General features: G+C 58.9%; 23 protein-coding genes and 2 pseudogenes. 16 read left to right on the top strand and 9 right to left on the bottom strand.

Annotated elements, in window-relative coordinates; all coding sequences use genetic code 11:
• Nucleotides 1–171 precede the first annotated feature (171 nt).
• From acs to HVO_RS02540, 5 genes are all read left to right on the top strand, one after another.
• Nucleotides 172–2,166: an acetate--CoA ligase gene (gene acs, locus HVO_RS02560; protein ID WP_013035165.1), complete on the top strand. Its 1,995-nt coding sequence runs from the start codon at nt 172–174 to the stop codon at nt 2,164–2,166.
• Between the two features lie 55 nt (nt 2,167–2,221).
• On the top strand, nt 2,222–2,659 hold the full coding sequence (locus HVO_RS02555; RefSeq protein WP_004043084.1) for a DUF4212 domain-containing protein: 438 nt from the start codon (nt 2,222–2,224) through the stop codon (nt 2,657–2,659).
• The gene (locus HVO_RS02550) at nt 2,656–4,305 is read left to right on the top strand and encodes a VC_2705 family sodium/solute symporter (RefSeq protein WP_004043083.1); all 1,650 of its coding nucleotides are present in this window, start codon (nt 2,656–2,658) and stop codon (nt 4,303–4,305) included. The genes HVO_RS02555 and HVO_RS02550 overlap by 4 nt, the downstream gene beginning before the upstream one ends.
• A gap of 3 nt (nt 4,306–4,308) precedes the next feature.
• Complete coding sequence (locus tag HVO_RS02545; protein WP_004043082.1) at nt 4,309–4,797, top strand: universal stress protein; 489 nt, start codon at nt 4,309–4,311, stop codon at nt 4,795–4,797.
• Between the two features lie 89 nt (nt 4,798–4,886).
• Complete coding sequence (locus HVO_RS02540; RefSeq protein ID WP_004043081.1) at nt 4,887–5,102, top strand: hypothetical protein; 216 nt, start codon at nt 4,887–4,889, stop codon at nt 5,100–5,102.
• A 556-nt stretch (nt 5,103–5,658) separates the two neighbouring features.
• On the opposite strand, the gene HVO_RS02535 is transcribed toward HVO_RS02540, so the two are convergent.
• The 3 genes from HVO_RS02535 to HVO_RS02525 all read right to left on the bottom strand — a co-directional run bounded on the left by HVO_RS02535 (nt 5,659) and on the right by HVO_RS02525 (nt 10,226).
• Nucleotides 5,659–6,828 carry an ISH3 family transposase gene (locus HVO_RS02535; protein WP_013035042.1) on the bottom strand — a complete coding sequence of 390 codons (1,170 nt, stop codon included), beginning with the start codon at nt 6,826–6,828 and terminating at the stop codon, nt 5,659–5,661.
• 212 nt (nt 6,829–7,040) lie between these two features.
• Nucleotides 7,041–8,105 (bottom strand): TrmB family transcriptional regulator, encoded by a 1,065-nt coding sequence (locus tag HVO_RS02530; RefSeq protein ID WP_004043080.1) that lies wholly within the window; start codon nt 8,103–8,105, stop codon nt 7,041–7,043.
• A gap of 111 nt (nt 8,106–8,216) precedes the next feature.
• On the bottom strand, nt 8,217–10,226 hold the full coding sequence (locus HVO_RS02525; protein WP_013035026.1) for a glycoside hydrolase family 15 protein: 2,010 nt from the start codon (nt 10,224–10,226) through the stop codon (nt 8,217–8,219).
• A gap of 97 nt (nt 10,227–10,323) precedes the next feature.
• On the opposite strand from HVO_RS02525, the gene HVO_RS02520 reads away from it, so the two are divergent.
• The 4 genes from HVO_RS02520 to HVO_RS02505 all read left to right on the top strand — a co-directional run bounded on the left by HVO_RS02520 (nt 10,324) and on the right by HVO_RS02505 (nt 15,046).
• Nucleotides 10,324–11,811 (top strand): extracellular solute-binding protein, encoded by a 1,488-nt coding sequence (locus HVO_RS02520; RefSeq protein WP_013035226.1) that lies wholly within the window; start codon nt 10,324–10,326, stop codon nt 11,809–11,811.
• A gap of 63 nt (nt 11,812–11,874) precedes the next feature.
• The gene (locus HVO_RS02515) at nt 11,875–12,867 is read left to right on the top strand and encodes a carbohydrate ABC transporter permease (RefSeq protein WP_013035223.1); all 993 of its coding nucleotides are present in this window, start codon (nt 11,875–11,877) and stop codon (nt 12,865–12,867) included.
• Nucleotides 12,867–13,865: a carbohydrate ABC transporter permease gene (locus tag HVO_RS02510; RefSeq protein WP_004043075.1), complete on the top strand. Its 999-nt coding sequence runs from the start codon at nt 12,867–12,869 to the stop codon at nt 13,863–13,865. Before HVO_RS02515 ends, HVO_RS02510 begins: the two co-directional genes overlap by 1 nt.
• A gap of 2 nt (nt 13,866–13,867) precedes the next feature.
• A complete protein-coding gene (locus HVO_RS02505; protein ID WP_004043074.1) occupies nt 13,868–15,046 on the top strand; it encodes an ABC transporter ATP-binding protein in 1,179 nt (392 codons plus the stop codon).
• 325 nt (nt 15,047–15,371) lie between these two features.
• Here HVO_RS02505 and HVO_RS02500 read toward each other — a convergent pair whose 3' ends face one another.
• Nucleotides 15,372–16,721 carry an IS4 family transposase gene (locus HVO_RS02500; RefSeq protein ID WP_013035101.1) on the bottom strand — a complete coding sequence of 450 codons (1,350 nt, stop codon included), beginning with the start codon at nt 16,719–16,721 and terminating at the stop codon, nt 15,372–15,374.
• A 502-nt stretch (nt 16,722–17,223) separates the two neighbouring features.
• Between HVO_RS02500 and HVO_RS02495 the strand changes: the two genes are divergently transcribed.
• The 5 genes from HVO_RS02495 to HVO_RS19830 all read left to right on the top strand — a co-directional run bounded on the left by HVO_RS02495 (nt 17,224) and on the right by HVO_RS19830 (nt 20,473).
• Nucleotides 17,224–17,619, top strand: a complete 396-nt coding sequence (locus tag HVO_RS02495; protein ID WP_004043073.1) for a DUF7567 family protein — start codon at nt 17,224–17,226, stop codon at nt 17,617–17,619.
• Nucleotides 17,620–17,717: 98 nt separating this feature from the next.
• Nucleotides 17,718–18,056, top strand: coding sequence for a hypothetical protein (locus HVO_RS02490; RefSeq protein ID WP_013035091.1), 339 nt, complete (start codon nt 17,718–17,720; stop codon nt 18,054–18,056).
• A 73-nt stretch (nt 18,057–18,129) separates the two neighbouring features.
• Complete coding sequence (locus HVO_RS02485; protein ID WP_004043071.1) at nt 18,130–19,059, top strand: M78 family metallopeptidase domain-containing protein; 930 nt, start codon at nt 18,130–18,132, stop codon at nt 19,057–19,059.
• 221 nt (nt 19,060–19,280) lie between these two features.
• Entirely contained in the window at nt 19,281–19,892 is a 612-nt protein-coding gene (locus HVO_RS02480; protein WP_004043070.1) for an HD domain-containing protein, read from the top strand.
• Between the two features lie 173 nt (nt 19,893–20,065).
• Nucleotides 20,066–20,473, top strand: coding sequence for an SWIM zinc finger family protein (locus HVO_RS19830; protein ID WP_013035002.1), 408 nt, complete (start codon nt 20,066–20,068; stop codon nt 20,471–20,473).
• Nucleotides 20,474–20,507: 34 nt separating this feature from the next.
• Here the strand turns inward: HVO_RS19830 and HVO_RS02470 are convergent, their stop codons facing one another.
• Nucleotides 20,508–20,693, bottom strand: coding sequence for a hypothetical protein (locus tag HVO_RS02470; RefSeq protein ID WP_004043067.1), 186 nt, complete (start codon nt 20,691–20,693; stop codon nt 20,508–20,510).
• Nucleotides 20,694–21,075: 382 nt separating this feature from the next.
• Here HVO_RS02470 and HVO_RS19825 point away from each other — a divergent pair, with 382 nt between their 5' ends.
• The gene (locus HVO_RS19825) at nt 21,076–22,002 is read left to right on the top strand and encodes a transcription initiation factor IIB (protein WP_004043066.1); all 927 of its coding nucleotides are present in this window, start codon (nt 21,076–21,078) and stop codon (nt 22,000–22,002) included.
• Between the two features lie 17 nt (nt 22,003–22,019).
• Here HVO_RS19825 and HVO_RS21450 read toward each other — a convergent pair whose 3' ends face one another.
• The 4 genes and pseudogenes from HVO_RS21450 to HVO_RS19810 all read right to left on the bottom strand — a co-directional run.
• Nucleotides 22,020–22,364: a hypothetical protein gene (locus tag HVO_RS21450; protein WP_013035037.1), complete on the bottom strand. Its 345-nt coding sequence runs from the start codon at nt 22,362–22,364 to the stop codon at nt 22,020–22,022.
• The gene (locus HVO_RS02465; protein ID WP_004968172.1) at nt 22,357–22,719 is read right to left on the bottom strand and encodes a helix-turn-helix domain-containing protein; all 363 of its coding nucleotides are present in this window, start codon (nt 22,717–22,719) and stop codon (nt 22,357–22,359) included. The genes HVO_RS21450 and HVO_RS02465 overlap by 8 nt, the downstream gene beginning before the upstream one ends.
• A gap of 780 nt (nt 22,720–23,499) precedes the next feature.
• Nucleotides 23,500–23,691 (bottom strand): annotated as a pseudogene (locus HVO_RS21195) (hypothetical protein); the annotation flags it as partial.
• Nucleotides 23,692–23,693: 2 nt separating this feature from the next.
• A pseudogene (locus HVO_RS19810) lies at nt 23,694–24,185 on the bottom strand (transposase); the annotation flags it as partial.
• Between the two features lie 302 nt (nt 24,186–24,487).
• Between HVO_RS19810 and HVO_RS02455 the strand changes: the two are divergent.
• Nucleotides 24,488–25,366, top strand: coding sequence for a glycine zipper family protein (locus HVO_RS02455; protein WP_013035207.1), 879 nt, complete (start codon nt 24,488–24,490; stop codon nt 25,364–25,366).
• Nucleotides 25,367–25,750: the final 384 nt, after the last annotated feature.

Raw genomic sequence — 25,750 nt, 5'->3', positions numbered from 1 at the left:
CCGTTATTGATTGATAGATTATCAAAATTTATGGACAATAGTATGAGCCGTTCATCTGTGGCTCTGAAGCCTATACACGTGCCCACAGACTATTATGTATATTCGTGGTGTTAACTTTCGATAATTAGTTATCCTACTTATGCCCTTTGTCGAGACTCGTTAGCACGTACTATGGCACAGGGTGACGCTGAACTGGAGGCACGGCTGGCAGAACAAGACGAGTTCGAACCCACCGAGGAGTTCGTCGCGCAGGCGAACGTCTCGGACGCCGGCATCTACGACGAGTTCGAGGAGAACTGGCCCGACTGCTGGGAGCGCGCGGCCGACCTGCTCGACTGGGACGCCGACTACGACGAGGTACTGGACGATTCGAATCCGCCGTTCTACGAGTGGTTCACCGGCGGCGAACTGAACGCCTGTTATAACTGCGTGGACCGCCACGTCGAAAACGGGGACAAGAACCGCGTCGCCATCAAGTGGGAAGGCGAACACGGCGAGACGCGGACGTACACGTATCAGGACCTCTACCGCGAGGTGAACGAGTTCGCGGCGGCCCTGCGTGACCTCGGCGTCGAGGAGGACGACGTAGTCACGCTCTACATGCCGATGGTTCCGGAACTCCCCATCGCCATGCTCGCGTGCGCTCGCATCGGCGCGCCGCACAACGTCGTCTTCGCCGGCTTTTCCGCCGAGGCGCTGGCGACGCGGATGAACGCCGCGGACTCCCGATTTCTCGTCACCTGCGACGGCTACTACCGCCGCGGCGACCCGCTCGACCACCTCGACAAAACCAACGAGGGACTCGACAGCGTCGACCACGGCGTCGATGCCACGGTCGTCGTCGACCGACTGGGTGACGACGGCTTCGACCACGACCTGAAGGGCAACCAGCACGACTGGGACGATCTCCTCGAAGCCCAGAGCGGCGAGCGCGTCGCGCCGGTCGAACGCGACGCCGAGGATATGCTGTTCCTCATGTACACCTCGGGGACGACGGGCCAGCCGAAGGGGGTCAAACACACCACCGGTGGCTATCTCTCCTACGCGACGTGGACCTCCCACGCGGTCCTCGACATCGAGACGGAAGACACCTACTGGTGTTCGGCCGACATCGGCTGGATTACGGGTCACTCCTACATCGTCTACGGGCCGCTCGCACTCGGCTCGACGACGGTGATGTACGAGGGCACGCCCGACTTCCCGAACCGCGACCGGATGTGGGAACTCGTCGAGAAGTACGCCGTCGATATCTTCTACACCGCGCCGACGGCGATTCGCGCGTTCATGAAGTGGGGCAGCAAATACCCCGAATCGCGCGACCTGTCGAGTCTCCGCCTGCTCGGGACCGTCGGGGAACCCATCAACCCGCGCGCGTGGAAGTGGTACTACGAGCACATCGGCAACGAGAACTGCCCGGTGGTAGACACGTGGTGGCAGACCGAGACCGGCGGGATGATGATAACGACGCTCCCGGGCGTCAAGAACATGAAACCCGGCTCAGCCGGACCGCCGCTGCCGGGCATCGACGCCCAAATCGTCGACACCGACGGCGACGAAGTCGAACCCGGTCGGGCGGGCTACCTCACGGTGAACAAGCCGTGGCCGGGGATGCTTCGGACGCTCTACGACAACGACGAGCGCTACATCTCCGAATACTGGGCGGAGTACTCCGACACCGACAGCGACGACCCCGACGACTGGGTCTACTTCCCCGAGGACGGCGCGAAGGTGGACGAAGACGGCTACATCACCGTGCTCGGCCGCGTCGACGACGTCATCAACGTCTCGGGCCACCGCCTCGGGACGATGGAAATCGAGTCGGCCATCGTCGGCGTCGAGGGCGTCGCGGAGGCCGCGGTCGTCGGCGGCAACCACGAGGTGAAAGGCGAGGCCGTCTACGCCTACGTCATCACCGAAGACGGGTACGAGGAGGGCGAGGACCTCCGCGCGCGCATCGTCGAGGGCGTCGAGGACGCCATCGGCCCCATCGCCCGCCCCGAACAGGTCGTGTTCACGCCGGAACTGCCGAAGACGCGCTCGGGCAAAATCATGCGCCGTCTCCTCGAAGACGTGGCGAACGGCGCGGAACTGGGTAACACCTCGACGCTCCGGAACCCCGAAATCGTCGGGGAGATAGAAGCGAAAGTCCGCGCACAGAGCGACTGAGCGGCCGCCTTCGGCCGCCCGTATCGAGCGTAACTACGAGACGACCAACCGATCTATGTCACGCGAATCCACCGAGTCAGAGATTGACTCACACGACGCGAGCACCGACCGGAGTACGGCTCCGAGACACGACGAGATAGACTACCTGTCGCGGGAGGTGAACCTGCTGAAGCCGAGCACCCCGTTCATGCGAGACCACCTGAAAGTAATCTGGACCGGCTTTATCGCGTGGGCGCTGCTCACGTTCGGACCGCCGGTGCTTACCTACTTCGCACCGGCGACGATGACCGTACAGCTCCCGGTCATCGGCTTCCCGCTGCACTACTTCCTCGTCGCCGTGTTGTCACCGACGAGTTCGCTCGTGCTCGCGTTCATCTACTCGCGCAAGCGCGACCAGCTCGACGAGCGGTACGGCATCGACCACACGGCCTCGCAGACGCGCTCGAAGAGTGAGAGCGAGGCCGCCGTCGCCGACGGGGGGCGCGTCGAATGACCGCGAGCGTGTTCCTCCAGTCGGGAGACCTGCTCCCCGAGGCGCTCAACATCTCGTTCAAACTCGTGCCGGCCATCATGGTCGTCGGGATGTTGGCTCTGTTTCTCGCCATCGGCTACGTGTTCAAGGTCGCCGACACCGAGGGGATGTGGGTCGCCGGCCGGTCGATTGGCAACATCGAAAACGGGATGGCCATCGGCGCGAACTGGATGTCTGCGGCGTCGTACCTCGGGTTAGCGGGGCTCGTCGCCCTCTCGGGCTTCTACGGGCTCGCGTTCATCATCGGCTGGACGGCCGGCTACTTCGTCCTGCTCATCTTCCTGGCCGCGCAGATGCGCCGGTTCGGGAAGTACACCGCACCCGACTTCGTCGGCGACCGATTCAACTCCGACACGGCGCGGGCAATCGGCGCGCTGACGACCATCCTCATCGGGTTCGTCTACTCGGTCGGGCAGGCCCGCGGGATGGGCCTCGTCGGGTTGTACGTCTTCGGGACCGACTACGTCACGATGGTCATCGTGATGATGGCGATTACGGTGGGCTATCTGACCATCTCCGGCATGATGGGCGCGACGAAGAACATGGCCGTCCAGTACGTCATCCTCATCATCGCGTTCCTGACGGCCGTCTACGTCGTCGGCTTCACCGGCGGCTACTCGACGGTCCTCCCGCACATCGAATACGGCCAACTCATCGGCGAACTCTCCACCGAGTTCTCCGAGCCGTTCGCCAACGCCGGGTTCTACCTCTGGATTGCCACGGCGTTCTCGCTCATCTTCGGCACCTGCGGGCTCCCGCACGTGTTGGTGCGGTTCTACACCGTCGAAAACGAGAAGACGGCGCGGCAGTCGACCGTCTGGGGGCTGTTTTTCATCCTGCTCCTGTACTGGAGCGCCCCGGCGCTGGCGGCGTTCGGCGTTGACCTCTACGACGCCTCCCAGTACGGCCCGACGTTCGCGGCCAACGGCGGCATGAGCGGCGGTGAGGGCGACCTCATCGTGGTGCTCGCGGCGCAGCTTTCGAACCTGCCGACGTGGTTCGTCGGCCTCGTCGCCGCCGGTGGCATCGCCGCCGCCATCGCCACGACGGCGGGGCTGTTCATCACCGCCTCGTCCGCCGTCTCTCACGACATCTACACGAACATCATCAACCCCGACGCGACCCAGCGTCAGCAGGTGTTCGTCGGTCGCGCGACCATCGTCGCGCTCGGCATCATCGTGACGGTAACCGCGTTCGACCCGCCGGCGCTCGTCGGCGAACTGGTCGCGCTCGCGTTCTCCCTTGCGGCCATCGTGCTGTTTCCGATGTTCTTCCTCGGTCTCTGGTGGGAGAACACCAACCGTCAGGGCGCGCTCGCGGGCATGAGCGTCGGCCTCACGCTCTGGGTCGCCGCCGTGGTCAACGACCTCATCTTCCACTTCAGCGACCTCTTCGCCGAGTTCGTGCCGGCCATCGGCGCGGCGCTGGTCGGCACGCCGCTCGTGTTCGTCGTCACCATCGCCGTCTCGATGGCGACTGACGAACCGCCCGAGCGAATCAAGAAGATGGTCCGGCAGTGTCACAGCCCCGAACCGATGGGCCAGCAACAGTCCGCAGAAGACGTGGTCATGAGCGCCGACGGGGGCCAGTCCCCCGCGGACGATTAACCAATGTACGAACACATCCTCGTTCCGACTGACGGAAGCGACGCGGCGGAGTACGCCGTCGAACAGGCGGTCGACCTCGCCTCGAAGTACGGCGCGACGGTCCACGCGCTGTACGTCGTCGACGTCGACGCCACAAGCTACTCGCTGGGAACGGAGCAGGTCGACCGCATCCGGCAGGGCCACCTCGACGACATGCCCGAAGTGAAGGACGCGGCCGACGCGGCCACGGGCTACGTCGCCGCCGCCGCCGCCGAACACGGACTGGCCGTCCGCGAACACGTCGTCCCGGGCGAACCGGCGCGAGCCATCAGGAAGTTCGTCGAGGACAACGACATCGACCTCGTCGTGATGGGCTCGCACGGTCGCTCCGGTCTCTCCCGGGTCGTCCTCGGGAGCGTGACCGAACGCGTCCTCCGGCGGACGCGGCTCCCGGTGCTTGTCGTCGACGTCCACGAAAAGAAAGCGGAAACGGAAGCGGAAGCGGACGCGTAACCGATGTACGACGCGACCCACGCGAGAACGGCCACCACCCGCGCGACGACGACTACGTCGCCCGCGACTCCCGGCGAGGTGCCCTGTCGATGAGCCTCGCGGAGACGATTCGCACCCACGTGCGCGAACACCGCTCGGGGATGCTAACCGACCTGCTGTTCGCCCTGGCGTGGGTGACGGTCGTTTCGGTCCTGTTCGACGTTCTCGACGGACCGCAGTGGGCGTTCTACCTCTGTATGGGTGCGGGCGTCGTCGCGTACTTCGGCTTCTTCGCGTCGGTCGAAGCCGCGAGCGAGAAGCGCTGACGCCGGATTCTCTCTCGGACTATCTTCTCGTCCTGACTCGGAACGGTTTCGGGTTCGCGCTCGCCGACGCGCTCACTCGTTCGTCGCCGTCGGTGACGGCGGGTCAGATATCGTCAGCGCCGCGCCGACCGGTACCCACGCGACGAGCGACATCACCGTTACCAACGCCAACACGACTGTACTCACCCGCTGTCGCGTTATCCCGACCCCCCTCGTCATCGAGTGTTCGCCTCTCTGTCCGTCCTGCCGTGGCCCCTGATTCCCTCAAATATCATACTACTGCCAAATGCGGATTCACGTCCGATAATTAGGCGATACAGACTGTCTGGAATATCATATAATAATATCGAATAAACACAACTCTTCAAATATCAGTACTTCACAAAGCGTCCTCGGCTAGCTGTTTCTGAAGCCTGAGTTCTGTGACCGAGCGGTTGCACTGGCGGTCTCGACGAGAGAATCTTGGGCGAACGGACGGAGAGCTGTCGCTGTCGGCGGCGGCTGCCGCCGACGCGACAGCGTCGCCACTCCCACCGTTGGCTAGCCCGGTCGGGAGTTACCGGTGGAACCGGTCGTCCGGTGGCCGGTTCGCGGGGACGGCCCGACGCGTCGCGAGGGCCGTCCACGCTGCCCGTCGGATCATGTTGATGAACTCCTTGAATGGCCACTGCCAGAGGCGACGCCCGCCTCGGCGGGGCGTCGCCACGTACTCCCAGTGCAGATACCGCCACACGTTCTGTAACAGCAAGCTCACCACGACGTACAGCAGCCGTACGACCGGATTTTGTGTCGAGGTCGTCGCGATACTTTGCTCGGAGAGTCGATAGCTTGCCTCGATACCGAAGCGTTTCGCGTAGTGGTATCGAGCGTCCCGTGGTGAGTCGATGAACGGCGCGTCAGCGGCGTAGCCGTGACGCGCCACCCCATGTTCGTCGTACCGTCCGTTTTGGTAGGTACAGTCGATGTAGACGGGAAACTCGACGGTCCAGCTGTGACCGTCGAGTTTCGCTGTCAGACTGTGCTGAATCACGCGACTCCATCCTTCTGAGAGTTCTCGCTTGATCGTCCGTCCCCAGCGGACGATCGGCATGACGTACGCGTGGTTGTGCGCCTGAAGCAGCGTCAAACACTTGCTGTCGTAGAATTCGCGGTCAAGATAGACGGCCTTGACACCGAGGTCAAGGCCGTCGAGAATACCGAGGAACTCTGCGAGGACACTGCTGGCGGTGTCGCCGTCTTCGAGACGGCGCACCGCCAGCGTGTAGCGTTTGTTCTTCACGCGTGCGTACAGTGTCGCGTACGCGTGGAACGCGGTGGTTCCACGCTTCGCTTGTGAGTGATACAGGCCGTCTGTATCGTCTTCGTCGCCGTAGTAGGGCCGCAGGTGGAGGTCTGCGCAGACCTCCACCTGCTGGGGAAGGACGTTGAGAATGTCCTTCTGGAGGAGCGTGTTTCCAACCTGTTCGAGCGTCTCAAGGTCAAATTTGGTGCGGAGATGGTAGAGAACCGAATTTTCGTGTGGTGCATCTTCGCTTCTCTCACAGAGCGTTGAGACCGAGGTCCCGTCGGCGCAGGCGCCGACGAGGACCTCGTAGATGTCTTCAGCATCGAGTTCAGCGTTTTCAGCGAGTGAGAGAGCAACTTCCTCGTCAAGAGAGTTGACGAGGAAGTTAAGGAGCTGGTCCTCGTGGATTTCATCGTCTGCTTGCTGTGGTTGCTTGGACACATCTTCAGCAAGCAGACGTCTCAACTAACAGGCTTTGTGATGTACTGAGTTTGATTATCAACGTGTCCGCACCCCGTTCGCGGATGAACAAAATGGACGTTCCGCTAATCGAGTGACATCGAAGGCGGTCGGGTCAACCCAACCGAGAGGAACGTAGAGGAGTCCCACGCGGGGCCGTCCATTCCGACTAGTCGGTGAGAAAGAGCAGGAATCTAGCCCTGTTTTGCGTCGCTGACCGAACGAAAGACGACGCGCCGGGCCTCGAAATCCTCCAAAAACGCCTTCGAGCCGCCGACGGTAAACGTGTCGTCAGGTGTCTCAACGACGAACGACTCCTGGGTCGGGAAGTCGTTCGAGAAGGGCCGAACGAGGCTCTGTTTCACCGCCACGATCGTCCCAGTCGTCGTCTCGAACGCCGCGTTACTCTGGGTGGGACGGATATCCATCTCGGCCGTGACGACAGCTCCGTCCATCAGATGTAGCGTCGCATCGAACACCGCGTGGCGGAAACTCGTGAACGTCGCCGGCAGTTGACTTTTTGACCCGACATGCACCTGCTCGCCCATCGGCCAGTAGTTCGCGATAAACGAGTCGAACAACGAAGAGACGATGTGCTCCTCAGCGTGGTAGATGGCATATTCATCGGAGTTCGAATTCAGTATCGCATCTGCCGAGGCGATGATACCGTCACTCCGGTCAACAGTAAGCGTCACCGGTGCCGGGGCGCTCCACGTCTGAATGATACTCGCGGTCGCATCGTCGATCGAACTCGTGCCGTCATACTCCGTGACGAGAAGCATACAAAATACTCCCCGACTCCGCGCCTCTCTGAGCGAGTCTTCGACCCGAGGAAGCACCGATGCGGGAAGTGCGAGAACGAGTTCCGATTCAGCGGCGTCGATCAGCTTGTTGAGCTGAGCGAGTATCGTCCGTCGAGATTTGATGATACTGAACTTCTGCTGTTCGTAGCTCTCGGAGTCAAACAGATCCTCTAACTGGGACTCGACGGTCTGTAGTTGGGACACGAGGTTGTCAATGCCCTCTGCGGGCGGAATCGCTCGCAACTGCGTCGGTTGGACGTGATCGTCGATTTCGATGAGGTTGCGCTCTTCGAGTTTTCCGACGATATCGTACGCGTAACTCTTAGAGATGTCAGCCTCTTCAGAGACGACTCGGATTGTCGTCGCCCCGTTACGGAGTATCGTCACGTATGCTCGCGACTCCTTGTCCGAGAGCCCAATTCTCATGAGGCTGTCCACCACCTCGTCTTCAACCATACCCAAGTGTTCGGCCAACGCGGGGGATAAATCTTAGTAAAGATGAGAGTACAGGTAGGGAGTTGTCCGACGCATGACCGCCTCGGACTCCGCTGTTTGAATGTAACAACCCTACTCGGTGCAAGTACCTCGGGTGACACGGGACGCGTGCGTGGCTAATCGAATAGCGTGGGACCAACCCAACGGCGTCGCGCTGTCCGGCGCGCCGGTGTCGAAGAACTGCTCTGGGAGATACCCCGATGGAAGGCACAGACTGCCATCAAGGTCAATCTCGTCGAACAACCGGTCCGCCCACTTCTCGGGGTCGTATTCGTCGGTCGACGAGAAGAGTCGAATCGACTTCTCGGCCGCGTACGCACCCCAGCCAGTCGAGACGGTCCAAACCTTCTCGCTTCCCTGCCCCCGCCGCCGCCACGTATCGTCCTCGAATCGCGTGAGTCCGGAGATGTCGTCGGTCTCTTTCCAGAGCCTGGAGAACGCGGTGTGGAGATGGCGTTCGAGCCGCCGCAATCGCGTGTCGCCGATGTCCTCGATGTCCCGATAGGCGAGATAGGCGTCGACGAGTGAGAAGGTAGTGCTGTCGACTCGGTCGTCCAAGTCACCGTCCCCGTCGTCTAATCGGAGCGCGTAGATACCCTCGTCGGGGACCCACGCCATATCGAGTGCGTCGAAGACCTGCGTTGCCCGCGTAGCTGCACGCTCTCTGGTAGTTGCATCGCACGTGACGGCCGCAATCGTACTGTAGGCCTGAACGAACTTCGCGGCGGTGTGCGTGAAACGGCCATTCGTATTCTCCCACGCGTTTTCGCATACCGTCGGAAAGCAATCGTCTTCCAGCGAGCTGTCGAGCCCATCGACTCCCGACTGTAATGCGCTCTCGATGGCCTCGACGGTGACGTTTCGGAGCGACTGTCGGTGTGCCGAGAGGTACTCGGCGAGGAAAACGAGGACGCTCGCAGTCTGGTCGGCTTGATACTGCGTTTCCGTGCCCTCGATGTGGCCGTTCGCCCAACCCGGCGCGAGCCGGCCGTTCATCGGCCATACTCGGTGGGGCCACCGGCCGTCAGGTAACTGCGTCCGCAAGTAGAACTCGGCGCTCTGTCGGTGTGCCTCGGCTGCGTCGAACCCGAGTGATTCGTCGGCTTCCAAGAGAAACGTCGAAACTTCTCCGTCGTCTCGAAACCACGTGTAACCATAGCCGCCGGAGTACTGGTAGAACGGGTCGAAATCCGGCCCCGCAATTCGGGCCCCAGTCGGTGCGGAGAGTAACTCAAGGACCGAAAGGTCAGTCGCGACGAGCCGATCCGTGACCGTGGGGTACTGTCCGGCCTGCCGGGCCGTCGCGAGGAGCGAGGCTGAATCGCTGTTGGGTCGTCGCGTCCGGGTCGCGACCGCAGAGAGCGCATCCGAGCGCGACTGCGTTTCGATGTCCGACAGCAGGGTGACGAGACTGGCCTCACCATCCTCGAAAGCGACGCGGACTCCAACACCGCCGGTGAGGCGACTCTCCTCGTACTCTTCGGACGCACCGAACTCCGGAAACGACCGCGATTCCGCGGCGAGTATCTCGTCGAACCGCTCGAGTACTTGGGGCGTACACTCCACGAACTCAGTCGAGGTGCCGAGATAGTCGTGCTCTCGGTTGTGATACACCTCGACGGCGTCGTCGTGGACGAGCTGCCCAACGCGCCCATCTCGCCCCTCCGGGCTGATCTCGACGAACCCGGCCAGTTCGATATCTTCGGGTGCACCGTCGCCAAGCTCAAACGCCGTCGTGTGGGCGAGGCCGTCAGTAACGTCGCGTTGTACCACGTCGAATCCGTCGAGACGGTGCGTCGTCTCGACGAGCGAGCGACCCGCTCGGTACGTCTGGCTCCCTGTGTCGAGCGCATCGAACCACTCGACGGCGTCGCCGACACGGACGCCGAAGCGTGAGGACACGATGCCGCCGAATCCCGAAAGTGGGTACGAGTAGTCTCGGAGCGACCCGGCTGGTGAAACGTGAACGAGGCGTTGGTCCGACCCGCTGAATCTGCCTCGCCGCGTGCGCCGTTCGCCCGGAAATACGTCGGTCGCGTCTTCGTTCTGCTTGTAATCGTCGAGTGACCGTCGGAGTCCCATACACCTACTGGCCACAGAGTTCAGATAAAGTTCTTGTGATATCACAAAGCTAATCCCTAAAGTATAAGTGGCCCTATTTTGATGAACAATTCGGACGATGACAACGAACCCAGAGACGAGCAAGACGACGAAGAGCGTCTCACGACGGCGGTTTATCACCGCTGCTGGTGCGACGGGGGCCACAGCGGGCCTCTCCGGCTGTGCGAGTATGTTTGGCAACGGCTCCGACACCGGTGCACAGGTCGGTGAGTCCGAAAGCGGCGGAACAACCGTCGTCTGGGGCTTTGACGCGACTGTCGCACAGGACCACGCGGACCAGCTCCGCACGGCGCTACACGAGAAAGGAGGGCTGTCGGACGACATCCGCGTCGAGTTTCAGCCGGGCCAGCCGGACAGCGGGAAGCGTCGGGCGACGTACAACCGGCTCTTGAGCTCTCAAGAGACGACGCCGGATATGTTCATGATGGACAACGGCTGGGTGAACATCTTCATCCAGCGGGGACAGCTCGCTAACCTCTCGGAGGTCCTCCCCGAGAGCGCGCTTTCAACCATCGAAAACGAGTACTTCGGCGGATTCACCGAGACGGCCATCGACCCCGCCAGCGGGGACCTGTTCGGTGTTCCGCTGTACCCCGACTACCCGACGATGTTGTACCGGAAAGACCTCGTCGAAGAGGCGGGTTACAATCCGACTGAGGAGAACTGGGCCACCGAACCGATGACGTGGAAGCGGTGGTCGAACATCGCCGCCGAGGCACAGGAGGTCTCGGGCGTCGATTACGGCTTTACCACCCAGTGGGATATCTACGTCGGCACCGCCTGTTGTACCTTCAACGAGGTGCTGTCTTCGTGGGGCGGTGCCTACTTCGGTGGCCGGGAGAACCTCTTCGGCCCCGTCGGCGAACGCCCCGTCACCGTCGATTCGGACCCGGTAGTCAACTCGTTGAATATGATGCGAAAATTCGTCCACGACGAGAGCTTCGACGGGCAATTCAGCGACTACGGCGGCGGCTTCACACCGACGAACATCCTCGGGTGGATCGAAGACAGTTCGCTCGCACCGTTCGTCGACGGGAACGCCGTGTTCCACCGAAACTGGCCGTACGCGATTAACCAAGCAGCGTCGGAGTTCGGTGACGACCTCGGGACGATGCCGCTTCCCTACGGTGTCCCTGAAAGCGAGGCGCAGTTCCCCGGAACCGGTGGGTCCACCTCCGCACTCGGTGGCTGGCACATCACTGTCAACCCGAACAGCCAGAAGCTCGACGCTGTCACACAGGTCATCCAAGCGTCGATGCGCGAGGAGTTCCAGCTGTTCCTTCTGGAGATCGAGGGGTGGCTACCTCCGCGGGCGAGCCTGTTTAACTCCGAGACGGCTGCGGGGCTCGAACCGGCCGGCGACTACATGGACACGCTCCGCGTCGCCGGTGAGAACACGATGGCTCGACCAGTTACGTCGGTCTGGAACAACCAATCGAGCAAGATCGCGGAGCAGGCCAATCGCGCGGTCGGACAAGAGGTGGCTTCGTCCGAGGCGATGGCAACGCTCCAGTCCAGCCTCGAAGAGACTGAGAGAAGCAACTGACGAGCGGAGAGCTCCACACTTACCAGATCAAACCATGAGTCCCACACCTCTCGGAGGGATAGTATGAGCGCCGATACGGCTGCAGAACCGGCACGTGAGTCACGACGGGCGGGACCAGTCGTCGGCTTCTTGCGGTGGCTGGAGAACCTGAGCGACACGCAGTACGCGTACCTGCTGTTGACCCCGGTATTCGTCCTGCTCGGTATCGTGGCTATCTACCCGCTCTTGCGGACGTTCGAGCTGTCACTGTACGCCGTCTCGACCGACCTCTCTAGTGTCCGTTTCGTTGGTCTCGACAACTACGTCGCGCTGTTCACCGGGGAGAAAAATCGGTTCCTCCCCGGCGGGACGACGTTCCTCCCGACCGGGTTCGACGCCGCGAGTCTCCTCGATAGCGCCCTCGTAATCACCCTCATCTTCGCCGTGGCCAGCGTATTGTTCGAGACCCTCATCGGACTGGGGCAAGCGCTCGTCTTAGATCAAGACTTCTACGGCCGACGGTGGGTCCGTGCGGCGATTATCATTCCGTGGGCCGTCCCAATCGTCATCCAGGGGATGATGTTCTTCTTAATGTTCGACTCGAGCGTCGGGTTCGCGACGCCGATGCTCGCCGACCTCGGGGTAGTGGCGCCGACCAACACACTGAACGACACGGTCAGCGCGACGTTCATCATTATCGTCGCCGACATCTGGAAGACCTCCGCGTTCATGGCACTACTCATCCTTGCCGGACTCCAGAGCATCAATCGCAGCCTGTACGACGTGGCCCGCGTCGCCGGTGCGAGCAAGTGGCAGCAGTTCAGATACATCACGCTCCCGCTCATCCTGCCGACCATCGGGGTTGCGGTGTTATTCCGCTCGGTGCAGGCGATGCGCGTGTACGGTATCATCGATACTGTCTCGAGCTGCACCGTAGTCCCCTCGCTCTCCTGTATGGTCGTCTCGACGTTCAACACGCACGAGGGGACGTCGGCCGCCATCGCGTTCGTGACAGCGGCCATCATCGGCGTCGTCGTGATGGGAATCATCCTGTGGCAGGGGGAGGACGCGATATAATGTCCAGCGAAACCGAGGATACGTCAGACGACACCGGGCCGCTCGCACGGTGGGCGCGGAATGCGATCCACAACCCACGACGCGTGTACCGAGCGTTGTTCTACGTCGCGATGGCGTTTTTCATGGTCACGACAGTGTTCCCGTTCTACTGGTTACTCGTCCTCGCGGTGACACCACAAGAGAATCTTCTTTCCGGGAGTTTCCTCCCAACTGTCGAGCTGTTCGGCGTCAGCGGTACGTTTCCGCTCCCCGTTCCGAAGGGATTCAATCCGACAGCGTTCGTTACCGTCTTCGAGCAGGTCCCGTTCCACCTGTACGTGCTGAATAGCTTCGTGCTAGCCACCACGACGACAGTTATCGTCCTCATCGTCGCGAGCCTCGCAGGCTACGTGTTCGGACGAATCGAGTTCCCCGGGCGCGCGCTGTTGATGCTCGGTATCCTCGCCATCAGTTACTTCCCGCCCGCGGCGTTCGTTATCCCGCTGTTTCAGGCGTTCGCCGGTAACGCTCCGATAACGATTCCCTTCATAGGCGTCCCGCTATTCACACCGCCCCGACTGCTGAACACCCCGGGGTCGATGGTCATGCCGTTCAGCGCGCTGTTCCTGCCGCTGTCGATATTTATCCTCACGACCTTCTACGGGCAAATTCCCGACGGGTTGGAGGACGCGGCGCGGGTGGAGGGAACGACCCGACTGGGCGCGCTATTCCGCGTCATCGTGCCGCTTTCAGCACCCGGCGTGGCGACCGCGGGCGTCCTCACGTTCATCAGCGTCTACAACGAGTACTTTTTCAGCTCGATTATGGCGACTTCGCCCGAAGCGTCCAAGTGGTCGCCAATCGTCGGCGGGATTCTCAGCTACCAGACCCAGTACACGACGCAGTACAACCTCATGGCCGCAGCGAGTGTTGTCGGGGTCATCCCGGTCGTCGTCCTCGTCATCATCGCACAGGAACGCATCGTCAGCGGACTAACCGCAGGAGCACTTAAAGAATAACAATGGCACGACTACGACTCGAACACGTAAGCAAGCACTACGACGACGTAACGGCGGTAGATGACATGAACCTCGACATCGACCACGGCGAATTCATCTGCTTTGTCGGCCCGTCGGGTTGTGGGAAGTCGACGACGATGGAAAGCATCGCTGGACTTACGAAGCCGAGTGAGGGCGAAATCCACATCGGCGACCGCAAGGTAACGAACCTCCCACCGAAGGACCGTGGGGTGGCGATGGTGTTCCAGAACATCGCGCTGTTTCCCCACATGGACGTGTACGACAACATCTCTTTCGGGCTTCGCCTCCGCAACTACGCCAAGGAGGAAATCGAGCGCCGCGTCGAGCGCGCCGCCGAAATCGTCCAGTTGCAGGGCATGCTCGAACGCATGCCCGACGAGATGTCCGGCGGGCAGCGACAGCGCGTCGCCATCGCCCGCGCCATCGTCCGTGAGCCCGATGTATTTCTCATGGACGAGCCGCTGGCGAACCTCGACGCGAAGCTCAAGGTCCACATGCGGACCGAACTCCAACGCCTGCACAAGGAACTGGACACGACCATCATCTACGTCACCCACGACCAAGAGGAAGCGATGACGCTTTCGGACCGTATCGCCGTCCTCGACTCCGGACAACTCCAGCAGATCGACCCGCCGCTCGTCTGTTACAACGAGCCGGCGAACCTGTTCGTCGCGGGCTTCATCGGCTCGCCGTCGATGAACTTCGCCGAGGCGACGGTCACAGAAAACTCGCTTTCGACGGCGTACTTTTCGCTCGCGTTCGATCCGGCGTCTGTCGAGGCTGTGGACGTGGGCGACGAGGTGACTGTCGGGATTCGTCCCGAAGATATCTATCCCGGCGGAACGCGCGTCGAAGTGGAAGACCCCTCTTCGCTCATCTCCACGCGTGTCGATATTCTCGAACCGATGGGCGACGAGATATTCGCGTACATGTTGTTGGGCGAACGCCGTACATCGATGGACCAGTCGAGAGCCGATGACCAGCTGCTGATGAGTGTTGACCCCGACTCGACGATTCGAGAAGACACGGACGTCGAAGTCGTGATAGACCGGGGGAACGTCCACCTCTTTGAGACGGCGTCGGGCGAGGCACTCGCCCACGGTCTGTCCCCCGTTTCAGCCGACCTAGAGACCGAGACGACAGCCGACGAAGACGACTGAAACGGCCCGACGCGACGGCTTCGACGTCGCCGACGTTTCGACGAGCAGATGGACGACGTGGAGTCGCGTCCCCTCTGTATTCGGAGTGCGACTATCGTCGCTGGTCCCATCCAGATGATTTGAGAGGCAGAACCGACACTTGGTACGGTACGCAGGAATCGACGCACAGCACGAGGAACATTCGCTCCGCATCGATCTCATTCGATCAGGATACGATCCGAACCCTTCCTTTCGCTCTGCTCGTCCAGCGTCCCCCCTTCCGGAAAACTCGTCGTCGGGAACGTGGGTCGATTCGCCAAGTGGTCGTAGTTCCATGCGTTCTAGTTTAGTAGCGATCAAAGCCGAACTCACCTCGTTCAACCTGCTCACGTAACCGATCTCTGTGTGGATTTGGATTTCGTGACGCCCACAGCAACAGCTCGTCCAAATCCGGCAGTTCGTAGCCCAACTCGATCATGAGATACAACTGGATCAGATGACCGTGGCGTTCCACGGCGAGCGAACAGCGACGCCGAGGGAGCCGCGACGCCGACGAGTCGGCGTCTGCGGCGGCTTCGCCCTCTCGCTGTCTTGCCTCGAGCGACCGTAACTCATCCACGATTACACGACTCATCATCAACGAAATTGCGGCCATGATGATCAGCGCCTCGATGATGTAGCCGTCGGTCGTCTTGATCTCGTCCAAGCCGAACCGCGACTTCAGCTCCTTGAACAGCAGTTCGACCTCCCAGCGCGCCCGATAGAGCTGCGCGATATCGGGCGCGCTGTAGTCCTCTCTCGCCAGATTCGTCAGATACAGATGGTACTCTTCGCTCTCCTTGTTACGCAGGCCGACCAATCGGAACGACCGGGTCGCGCTGGCGCCCGACCCTCGTTTGCGCTCGAATGAAAGCGTGATGCGGACGTCGATTTCCTGTCGCTGCAGGTCCTCAAGGACGGCCTGCAGCGACTCTCCTTCCAGCGGAATGCTGTTGCCTCGCCACGTTCGCAGTTCTTCGACGATCTCGAAGTTCGCGTTGTCCTTCACCCGGGAGACGAACCACCCGCCGTTCTGGTCGATTCGGTCGAACAACCAGAAGTCGTAGAAGCCTAAATCAAGCAAGATGAGGGCGTCAGCTACCCACTCACCGGTGGGTAGCTGACTCCGTTCGTGAGTTGTTCCGTCGGTTGTGCGGAATCGCGTTGGAAGGCCCGTCGAGAGTGACTCTGTGAGGTGGAGCTTCAGTTCAGCTTGATCCTTGCCAGTTGCTGCGTAGACATCAGCGGCGTCCTGGTACATCGAAACGATGGTCGCGTCGGCAATGAGGACGTCTCGAAATCGTTCGAGACGTCCGTTCAAGTCGGTTCGTCCGGTATCGAGATTCTCGATGGCGTCATCGAGAATCTCTCGGAGGAGTGCAACGAACCCCGGTTCGAACCAGTCGTGAAACGCCGCGTAGGAGAGCTCATCGCAGTCAGCCATCTCGACGTAGCGGTCGAGAAACGCCTGCAAAGAGCGGTCTGAGCCAGCAGCGAAGCCAAACGTGAGTGTGTAAAACAGCGCAACGATGTCGAACTTGCGCTCACGCTCGATGAGATTCGTTGCGCGAGCGCGCTCGCGCAACTCATCGGAGGGAAACGCTCTTTGAATCCGGTCAACAACTACCGAGTCCGGTGGTGAGTACACATCATCCACCGGGTTCTTCAACCGGGTAGTTGCGACGATATCTAATCAACAAACAGCGACCGCATTCTCTGCTAAACTAGAACGCATGGCCCCGACATAACATGTTGTGTGAGTGTTTACGTAATAAAACCTTGTTTCGTTTGTCTCGTCTGTCTTCTCATAGAGTATCGAACCGGGCTAAAATCGGAGCACTACTCCTCAGTCACTAGAGGAAGACAGACGAAATGTACTCTCTCTATCGTCCTCTTGTACCTTCCAGCGTAGTGTGGCAGACAGACGAAACGTACTCTCACCCTCCCACTTCCACGATTGTATTCACGAGCTCGCAACCCCTCTGATGTGTCTCATTCAGCACTATTGAGCGTTCAGCAGGTCTACACTACGGCGTTGTTTTTGCGCCGCCCGAAGGGGCGGAGGCGCAGTAACAGATGTCGATTCCAACGCTGGCAGCTGAGTTGTCTCGTTTTCCCCACCACTTGCCCACGATGCTCGCTAAGGTGGTGAGCATCTGATGAGTCTTGAGCGTGTGTGCCGCCACGACGAGGCGCTGTTCGAGTTTTTGTGGTGTCCGGTGTGTGGCACGGAAGCGTTCACGCACATTCCGTTTGAGGGAGTGTTCTGCACAGAGTGCAATACCAGCGTGACGTGCCGTGAGGCGCCTGAGTCGCGTGGCTACGATGAGGCGGTCATCATCACATTCGACGCGACGACGACGTGGAATCTCCACGTCGACGAGAAACTTCGCCGGCCACTTCCCGACGACGAAGCACAAGTTAAGATTCTCGGTGCTCCGGGTGACTACCACGTCGATTGGTGGGCACCAACCACGACTGAAGACTGGACGCCAGTCGAGCGCAACGAGTTCGCTGACGACTCCGAACCCGAGGAGGTATCGCATCTCGCATAGCCTCGGTCGAGAGTCCCGTCGGTACTAGCGCGCCGTCGTGATTTTTTGCGCCCGAGATGGGTGCGGGCTGAAGACACAGTCCGTGTGACGTGATTTCCATGAGTCACCAACAAACAGAGTCAGACGTGTCAATCGATCAGGTTCCGGTCGACCTCGACCTCGTGCATCGTTCGGAGTTCACCCGAGCCGACGTTCCCGATGAAATCGAGTCGATTTCGTGGGACCTTCTGAGTGAACAACCGCCGACGAATCCGCTCGTTGTGCTCAAAGCCGCTCGCTGGTGGTACATCCACGGCACAGGTGAGTCCGATCCCGTGTACTGCTGGGCGATTGAGTGGGTTCGCCACCTCACAACCGGTGAATCGACTGCAAGCGGCCTGTTCGGCGAGTGTCGACAGTACCTTCGGAGCCTCGAGTGCGAGGACACCGACCAGTAGTTCGCCCCGCTGTTTTTTGTGCGCCCCAGAGGGGTGCGGCGCGTCCTAGAGAGACGTGTTAGAACTGAAACCAATGGCAACAACGAGTTCTCCGTCGGTGTCGTTCGACGAGACCGACACGCGACACGATGAAATGCATCGCACGATCGAACAGTGGCTTGCTGACCTCGCTGACGACGTCGACGACGCTCGGGCGAGCGAGCAGTTCCAAGCGTGGCTGGACGTCCAGAGCCAGTTCCACGACTACTCCCACCGCAACACACTCCTCATCACCCTCCAGTGTCCTGCGGCGACGAAGGTTGCTGGCTACCGGACGTGGCAAGCAGAGTTCGACCGACACGTCCAGGAAGGCGAGTCGGCGATCTGGATTTGGGCGCCGATCATCACGACCCAATGCCCCGAGTGTGGGAACGCACCGAGCTATCACGACAACAGCGAGTGTGAGTACGACGAGACACCACCCGAGGAATGGTCAGAGGGCCTCGTGGGCTTCAAGCCAGCACCAGTCTTCGACATTTCGCAGACTGAGGGCGAGCCACTCCCGGAGCTGGATACAGCGGCGACCGGTGATCCTGATACGATCGTCGAGGATCTCACTAACATCGCGTCGGACCTCGGTGTGACCATCCGGATCGTCGATCCCGACGAGTGGCGACATGGGGAGGCGAAGGGCGTCTGCCAGTCGCGGAGTGTCCAGGATCTCACCCCACTCGTGGAAGTGAAGGATCGGCCGAATCGCGCAGACCTCGCATCGACGATCATCCACGAGTACGCCCACGCGATTTTGCATTTCGACATTACTGACGCAACCGAGCGGGCGAAACGCGAGGTCGAAGCGGAGGCCGTTGCGTACGTCGTTGGTCGATACCTCGGCTTAGATACGAGGGGGTCGGCGTTCTATCTCGCGGCGTGGCAGGGCGAGGAGACAGACGTGCTGCAAGAGCGACTGGGTCGGGTTAGCGGGACGGCCGAAGAGATTCTCTCAACACTCGACGCGGTCTGAAATCTCTTATCTGTGGTTCGTTGTCGCTGCTCTGTTGAACCTCTTTATCAGACGTAGCTTTGTCTGTAACAGGGTATATAGAACTTTTCACAGGGTGATGTTTTCGCAGGTCCAGCGGTGAATTGCTCGGCACACCGTTTCTGGGGATTTATTGATTGAATGTCGGTGCCCCGGTGGAGTAGTCTCGATGAGTTGAACTGGCCACTTCCCTTCTCCACGATATGATGACCAACGAACTCGACTCCTTGCTCGAATGGTTCGAGTTGAAGGACGAACTTCGGACGGGATGGGTGCTTCGGAATATTGACTCGCCTGAATCGGTCGCGGCCCACACGTGGGGGACAGCGTCGCTGTGTCTGCTCTATGCCGAGCAGGAAGACGTTGACCCTCAGAAAGCAGTGACGATGGCACTCATTCACGACCTCGGCGAAGCTCGAACGGGCGATATCGCAACCCGCGCGGAAGACGGACGCCAGACCATCCCCACGTCCGAAAAGGAAGCAGCTGAACGGAGCGCAGTAACCGATCTCGTCGGACCGTTCGCGGACACCGAACTGCTGACGCTCTGGGAAGAGTACGAAGCCCGTGACACCCCGACAGCACAGTTCGTCAAGGACATGGATCTGATCGATAATTGTCTCCAGGCGCTCAAGTACGAGCGCCAAGGTCGGTACGACGAGGCCGAGACGAACGACCACTTTGCCGAGTTCGAGAACTTGGACGAGTTCTTTGCTACCGCCGCGCCTCGCTTCCGGACAGAACTCGGCCAAGACCTGTTCGAGCAAATTAAATCGCAGTACGAACAAGAACTCGGGCGACCCTGCCAACTCTGAATACGTCTTTCAGTCGCAACTCCCCTAGTCGGTGTCGCACCTGTATTGACTGCAGGACAATCAAGACAGGACAGCACAAAGAATCCGACCTGATTCTGTGTCACCTGTCACTCCGTTCGACAGCGTAGTTTTTCATGCGCCCGAAGGGGTGCGCGCATTGCGCGCTGGCTACCATGACTCCAGTACTACCAGAGTTCGATCCACCTACGCGCGTCCTCAAGCGAGCGCAGTACGAGGCGTTTGCATTCGAACTCCTCGACGGCGATGTCCGTGTACGCAACGAGAGCTATACCGATCCGGACGTGCACGAGTACCGCGTTCGAATTCAGGACGGCGTGCCCGAGTCGTGTTCGTGTCCCGCCGATGCGAGCGGTGACGATCCGTGTAAACACCGGGTTGCGGTCGCGATTCGCCCACGAATACTCGAACTTGCGGTCCAGATGCGCGTCGTCACAGACGGTGGTAGCTCATTGAGCGGCGATGATGGCACAACGGACCTGCCCTGTGAGTGTGAACCGCTATCTGAGGACCTCCCGTGCTGGAACTGCGTTGACGCTGGGCGGCGTGACCTGTCTGAGTAGTCGTTGGTGAGAGTTTCGTACGCACCAGTACTCGTCAGTCGTCGGACTGCTGGGACGCAGCGTACGCACCAGCAAACTGCTCGCGCATCTCTCGGCGGAGCAGTTCACTCATGACTTCGTAGACGACCGGCTGCGGGTACTTCTCGAGGAGGCGTTGGACGTCGGCTGCACATTTGCTTTTTTCAGTCGCGAAGTTCGCAGTCCATGGTGAGCTACTCATACAAGACAGTTATATGTTGCTTCAGTTAACTGTTCGCTTGGTGAGCAATTCCGACTAACACAGTCCGCGACTCGCAACCCACAGATATCCAATAACTTGAGTGTCGAGTGTACGAAACTCGGTGGGCACGAGGCCCACGAGGGAGTTATCAAGGGGCGAGCGCGGATGGCTTGGTACGCGATTCCGCACCCGTTGCAGAACAGGGCGCGTCTTATGTGACACGACGAGCCTGCAACGATAATCCACTTGCTAGCCTGTTTGGTGTTGTGGTTCAGTCATTTAACGACCCCCCAAGAGAAGCCTGCTTGTTCGAGACAGCAACCGTGTTTTTTGGCCCCTGACGGGTGCGGGGCGCACCAAATTGCGTCGCGCGGTGTTCGAGATGGCGACACGAGATGTCTACGAGCGACAGTTCGACGAATCGTGCGGGAAATCCTGTGGACCCGCCTCCTGTCCGGAGTGTGGCGGCCAGGTCATTACGGACGCTGGTGAGCGACGGTGCCAGTCGTGTGGGCTCATCATCGACGGGCACGGCATCGACCACGGTCCCGAATGGCGGTCGTTCGAGCGCAAGGAGCGCAAGCGAGTAGGTGCACCACGAACGCCGACCCGACACGACCACGGCCTCGCGACCAATATCGGCCGACACGTCGACGCGAACGGGACACCGATCCCGGGCGAAAGACGACAGCAACTCTCCCGACTTCGCACCCAGCACAGTCGGAGTCGGTACCAGTCGAGTCGTGAACGTCGACTCGCGCATGGCTTGGACGAAGTCCGGCGACTCATCGGTGCGCTCGACCTCCCAGACAGCCTGCGTGACCAAGCATGCCGGTGTTTCCGGTCTGCTCAGCAGGCGGATCTGTTGCCCGGACGATCGATTGAAGCAGTCGCGGCTGCGAGCGTCCACGCCGCCTGTCGATGTGCGGGGCTTTCGCGGACGCTCGCTGAACTCATCCCGCTCGCACGGGTGGCTGAATCGCGTGTCCGGTCAGCGTATAACGCACTCAATATAGAACTCGGGCTGTCTGCGAAGCCAGTTGCACCGGCCGAGTTCGTTCCGCGAGTGGCAGATGCGCTTGATGTGACAGACCAGGTTCGACGACGAGCACGGTCGTTAGCTGAGACATCGAGCGATGAGTGGGCTCATCGGGGTGCGAATCCGCATGCAGTCGCGGCAGCGTGTGTGTACACTGCTGCGACTGAGCGGGACTGGCCGCTCACGCAGGCGCGTGTTGCGGCCGTGAGTGATACCTCAACTCAAACAATTCGGACGCACTACCAGACGTTGTGTGAAGCACGTAGGTGAATGTTCACTTAGGCAGACTACTGGGGGCCGAGATACTGCTTGCACGCTACAATCATTTCGTCGGCGAATGACTCGGTCACTTGTCCTTGTGGATTGACAACGGTGTCATGTTTGATTGTCGCGACGACCCATGGAGAGCAATACGAGGTCTTGGCCGGGTCTTTGCCGCTCACCCACTCATCTCCAACTTCGAAGTTTCGCGGGAGATTACTGGTTGTGAGAGCTGCACCCAGATACTCCTCGCCAGGATACGGGAGCGAGTCTGCAGCAAGAACGACCCAGAGGCGTGGATTTGACCCGCGTCGAAATGGATCCGGTGCCCAGAATACGTCGCCCTTCTGGAAGCGGTTGGTGTCAGTCACGCTGTTGTCGCGGGTCAACGGCGTGTTCTTGCCACTCGTCGTAGTCGAATGGTTCTTCTTCACGGCTCGCTGCTGTAGCAGCAGCATGGTTAGCTGCAGCGTCAAGGCTCAAGACGTGGTCACTCACGCGCCAGTATGTCCCCCGGTGCTCGACACGACCTCGTTCTCTGAGCCTGACGAGAGTCGGACCAACCGAGCCGGGCTTGACGGACGTCCGCTCGGCGATCTCGCTTTGGGTGAACGCTTGGTCAGCATTCTGAGCTAAGAACGAGAGGAGCTTGTAGGCGTTCGTCCCCGGTTTTGGGTTTTCATTGCCGTCGTCAATGGTCTCGAAGCGATCCGCGCTGATGGGCATAGTATATTAGATGTACTAAGATGTATTGAATGTATTGGACAGCAGCACCAGCGCTTATTCGGATAGCAGCGGTTAGATTGACTAGTGCAATTATCGGTTTTTGTGACGGCTTAGGTGAATCAGATTGCGTTCAATGAAACTGCAGTCACACTCTGAGCCAGCAATATTGTATAATATGCGTACTATAATCTGGTAGATAGTGACTTTGTGCCGTGATTGTTGTCCGATAACAGACTAGTCAAATGATGTGATTTTTCCTATGGGTAATCGAGGCATACAACTAAATAAGTGGGATCTCTGTACAAATATATTGTAAATAAGATTCTTTCTATCAATTATATCTGAGGTGTGACGAGACCTGACTGTGTGATACAGTTATTTACGCTCATGACCGAACGGATTTATCAATTAAGCAACTAGGTAGTATTGTTAGTAAATTAGAATTGTGTCTTGGAGATATGACCTGGTTCCAAGTGTCAACATATTATATATTGTACTATACCACGCATATTCTATGACGGTAGTAATGTTGTAACTGTACCTCAGACTTGATTATTAGATGCCAAGTCTCGGTAGCTATACGATCAGAGAATTATTCCCGAGTATCTATCGAGTCTAAGGGTGTTACTCAGTTCTGTGGCACTTGTCTGCTACTAGCTTCGGTGTTAGATCACACAACCAATCACTGAACGTCACGCATCAAACCATCCCCTGAGGTTGTGGTAGTTGGCGCTCTAAGCCGAGCGAAAACCGAAATGTGTTGGGGTAATCCCTAAAACACTACTCCGAATCCGGAAGTGGGTGTTCGAAAAGACGTTCACCAGACTCCTCACAACTGACCGCAATGACTCTGTGAGAACTACAACACGACTCGACGACTTCTTCACTAAGTTAAATGTCGCCACCCGTCGTCGGACACGTTTCGAGGAACATCCGCAAACTGTTGAGAATTGGCCCTCGCTCTTCGGGGGCATGTCGTGGGTTTTCTCGGTCGCACAATGAACATCAAGAACAGCTTGAGATTCTGTATCGACGAGAGCCGTCGCTTTGAGTGTCTGAACGCGGTGATTCGTGCGACGGCAGTAATGCTTGCTAGCGTTTTCGCGGTCGAAAAAGGTGGCATCAATGGCGGCGTGACCCGAGAGGTCGTGCAGCTCCGACGAGAGTCGGAGCAGCACTCGACAGACCTTCATCTGAAACCTGTTAAACGCCTTAACTAGCGTTGAGTGATCAGGGAGATCGCTCTCTGCGAGGCCGATCTCCCCACAAATATGCGGCATTTCGCTCAGCAGATCGAGGGCGTTGCAGTACGACTCATCGAGGTAAATCCGCAGACAGTGTAGCGACAGGAGAGCGTAGTCGGCGAAGCCGCCACCCTCCTCGGGGGCGGCGACTTCGCCTCGGCCACCAACAACATTTTTAGCTAACGTGACCGCTTTCTTCGTGAAGCGGGAGATTTTCGACATAGATCATCGCCGATTTCCCGCTTCATCTTCCAAGTTCTAACGGTCAAAGCCGACGCCGTATAGTGATTCACAAAGCCAAGCAGTTTGAAAAATCATTGCCTGTCGAATGCTGATGTTGAGTCCATTTTGTGATGGAATAACCACGCGAAGAGTCCCTTCGTTCAAGGCTTGCCCCAGTACGGCCGTTCACCTCAATTCATGTTTACAAAGTTCAGTTGAAACTGGTGAAGGTGCTAACTAGTAGTGACATACGAAAAACAAATCAAAGAGTATAAGTTAGACCAATTACATTTAGGAATGTAATGGTGAAAAAGCCTAATCGACGCCAGTTCCTCGGCATTGCAGGTACAGCAATCGGCGTTTCGTCAACGACTGGAATCGTTTCAGCTCAAAAACACGGTAGTGAAAAGAGTTCTGATTCCTCGATAGATCCCGCTCCGATTGAACTTGAGGATAAAAAACACGCTGTTATCGATGATACGGTCTACAGTTTCGCACGCGCCAAGAATACAGAAACGGGAGAGGTAAGTGAATTAGTCGCAACGGTGAAAAAGGAAAACGCAAAAGCGACTCAATCCCAAATGAGCGCGGAATCGGGAGTTGAGATGAGCGTGGAATCGGTGAAGGTTTACGGAACTAAAACGGATACGGTCGAAAAGACCAACACAATTGGTGTCCAAAATTTCGAGGAGAAGTCGGCGTGGGACGACCTCATTGAGGAAGTCAGTGACGGGGTGGCCAAGACAATCAGCCGGTTTAGCGTTTACAAAGGAGATCAAAATCAGAGTTGTAATGTCTACTCTGGTTATGGTAGGCATCAAATTGTTGGTGCATCGGTTGAGTATTATGACGATATCAATACTTTAACTAAAGTAGCGATCGGGGGACTCATTGGAACAGCTAGTGGACTAATTGCAGGTTCATTTAGTGGAGTTGGCGCTATTGCGACAGCGTTTGGGGGCGCAGTCGTTGGTGCCCTTGCTGGGTACGCTTGGGACCATCTCAAAGATTCAAATATCCTTACTTTCGGGGCATACGACTTTGACTTGTGTGGAGCAGGTCACTGTGCGCCACAGATGATTATCTTCGGGAGCGGAACTTGGACCACAATGGACAAGGGTAAGATGTATCAGGTAGACGTTGATGCCGGCAACCACGTACTTGCACTGGATACAATCTAATTAACTTGAGGGCTCTAGTGAATCACGGCGCCGGTTTCGAGTAGTAAGAAGGTGAAGCGGGAGATCGGCGATGTTCCATGTCGAAGACTCCCGCTCCACGGGCAAAGCCATCATGTTTGCTAAAATGTAGTTGGTGGCCGAAGCAAGTCGCTGTCCCCAAGAGGGTGCAGATTTGTTGACTACGCCCACGTATCGTTGCACTGTCTCTGGGTCTATCTCAATGAGTCGTACTGAAATGTATCGATCTGCTGAGTGAAATCCCTAATATCCTCGTCGATATCAGCCTCAATAGTACTTGAGAGAAGTTTGGGGCTAGAGCGTTAGAGGTGACCAATAAGCAAAGATCGTGAGACAGATATGGCTTGGTATCTTACCGAAGAATAG

Origin of the sequence: Haloferax volcanii DS2 (assembly GCF_000025685.1) — an archaeon.
GTDB classification, from domain to species: Archaea; Halobacteriota; Halobacteria; order Halobacteriales; family Haloferacaceae; genus Haloferax; species Haloferax volcanii.
This window is presented reverse-complemented; position numbering and strand designations above follow the sequence as displayed.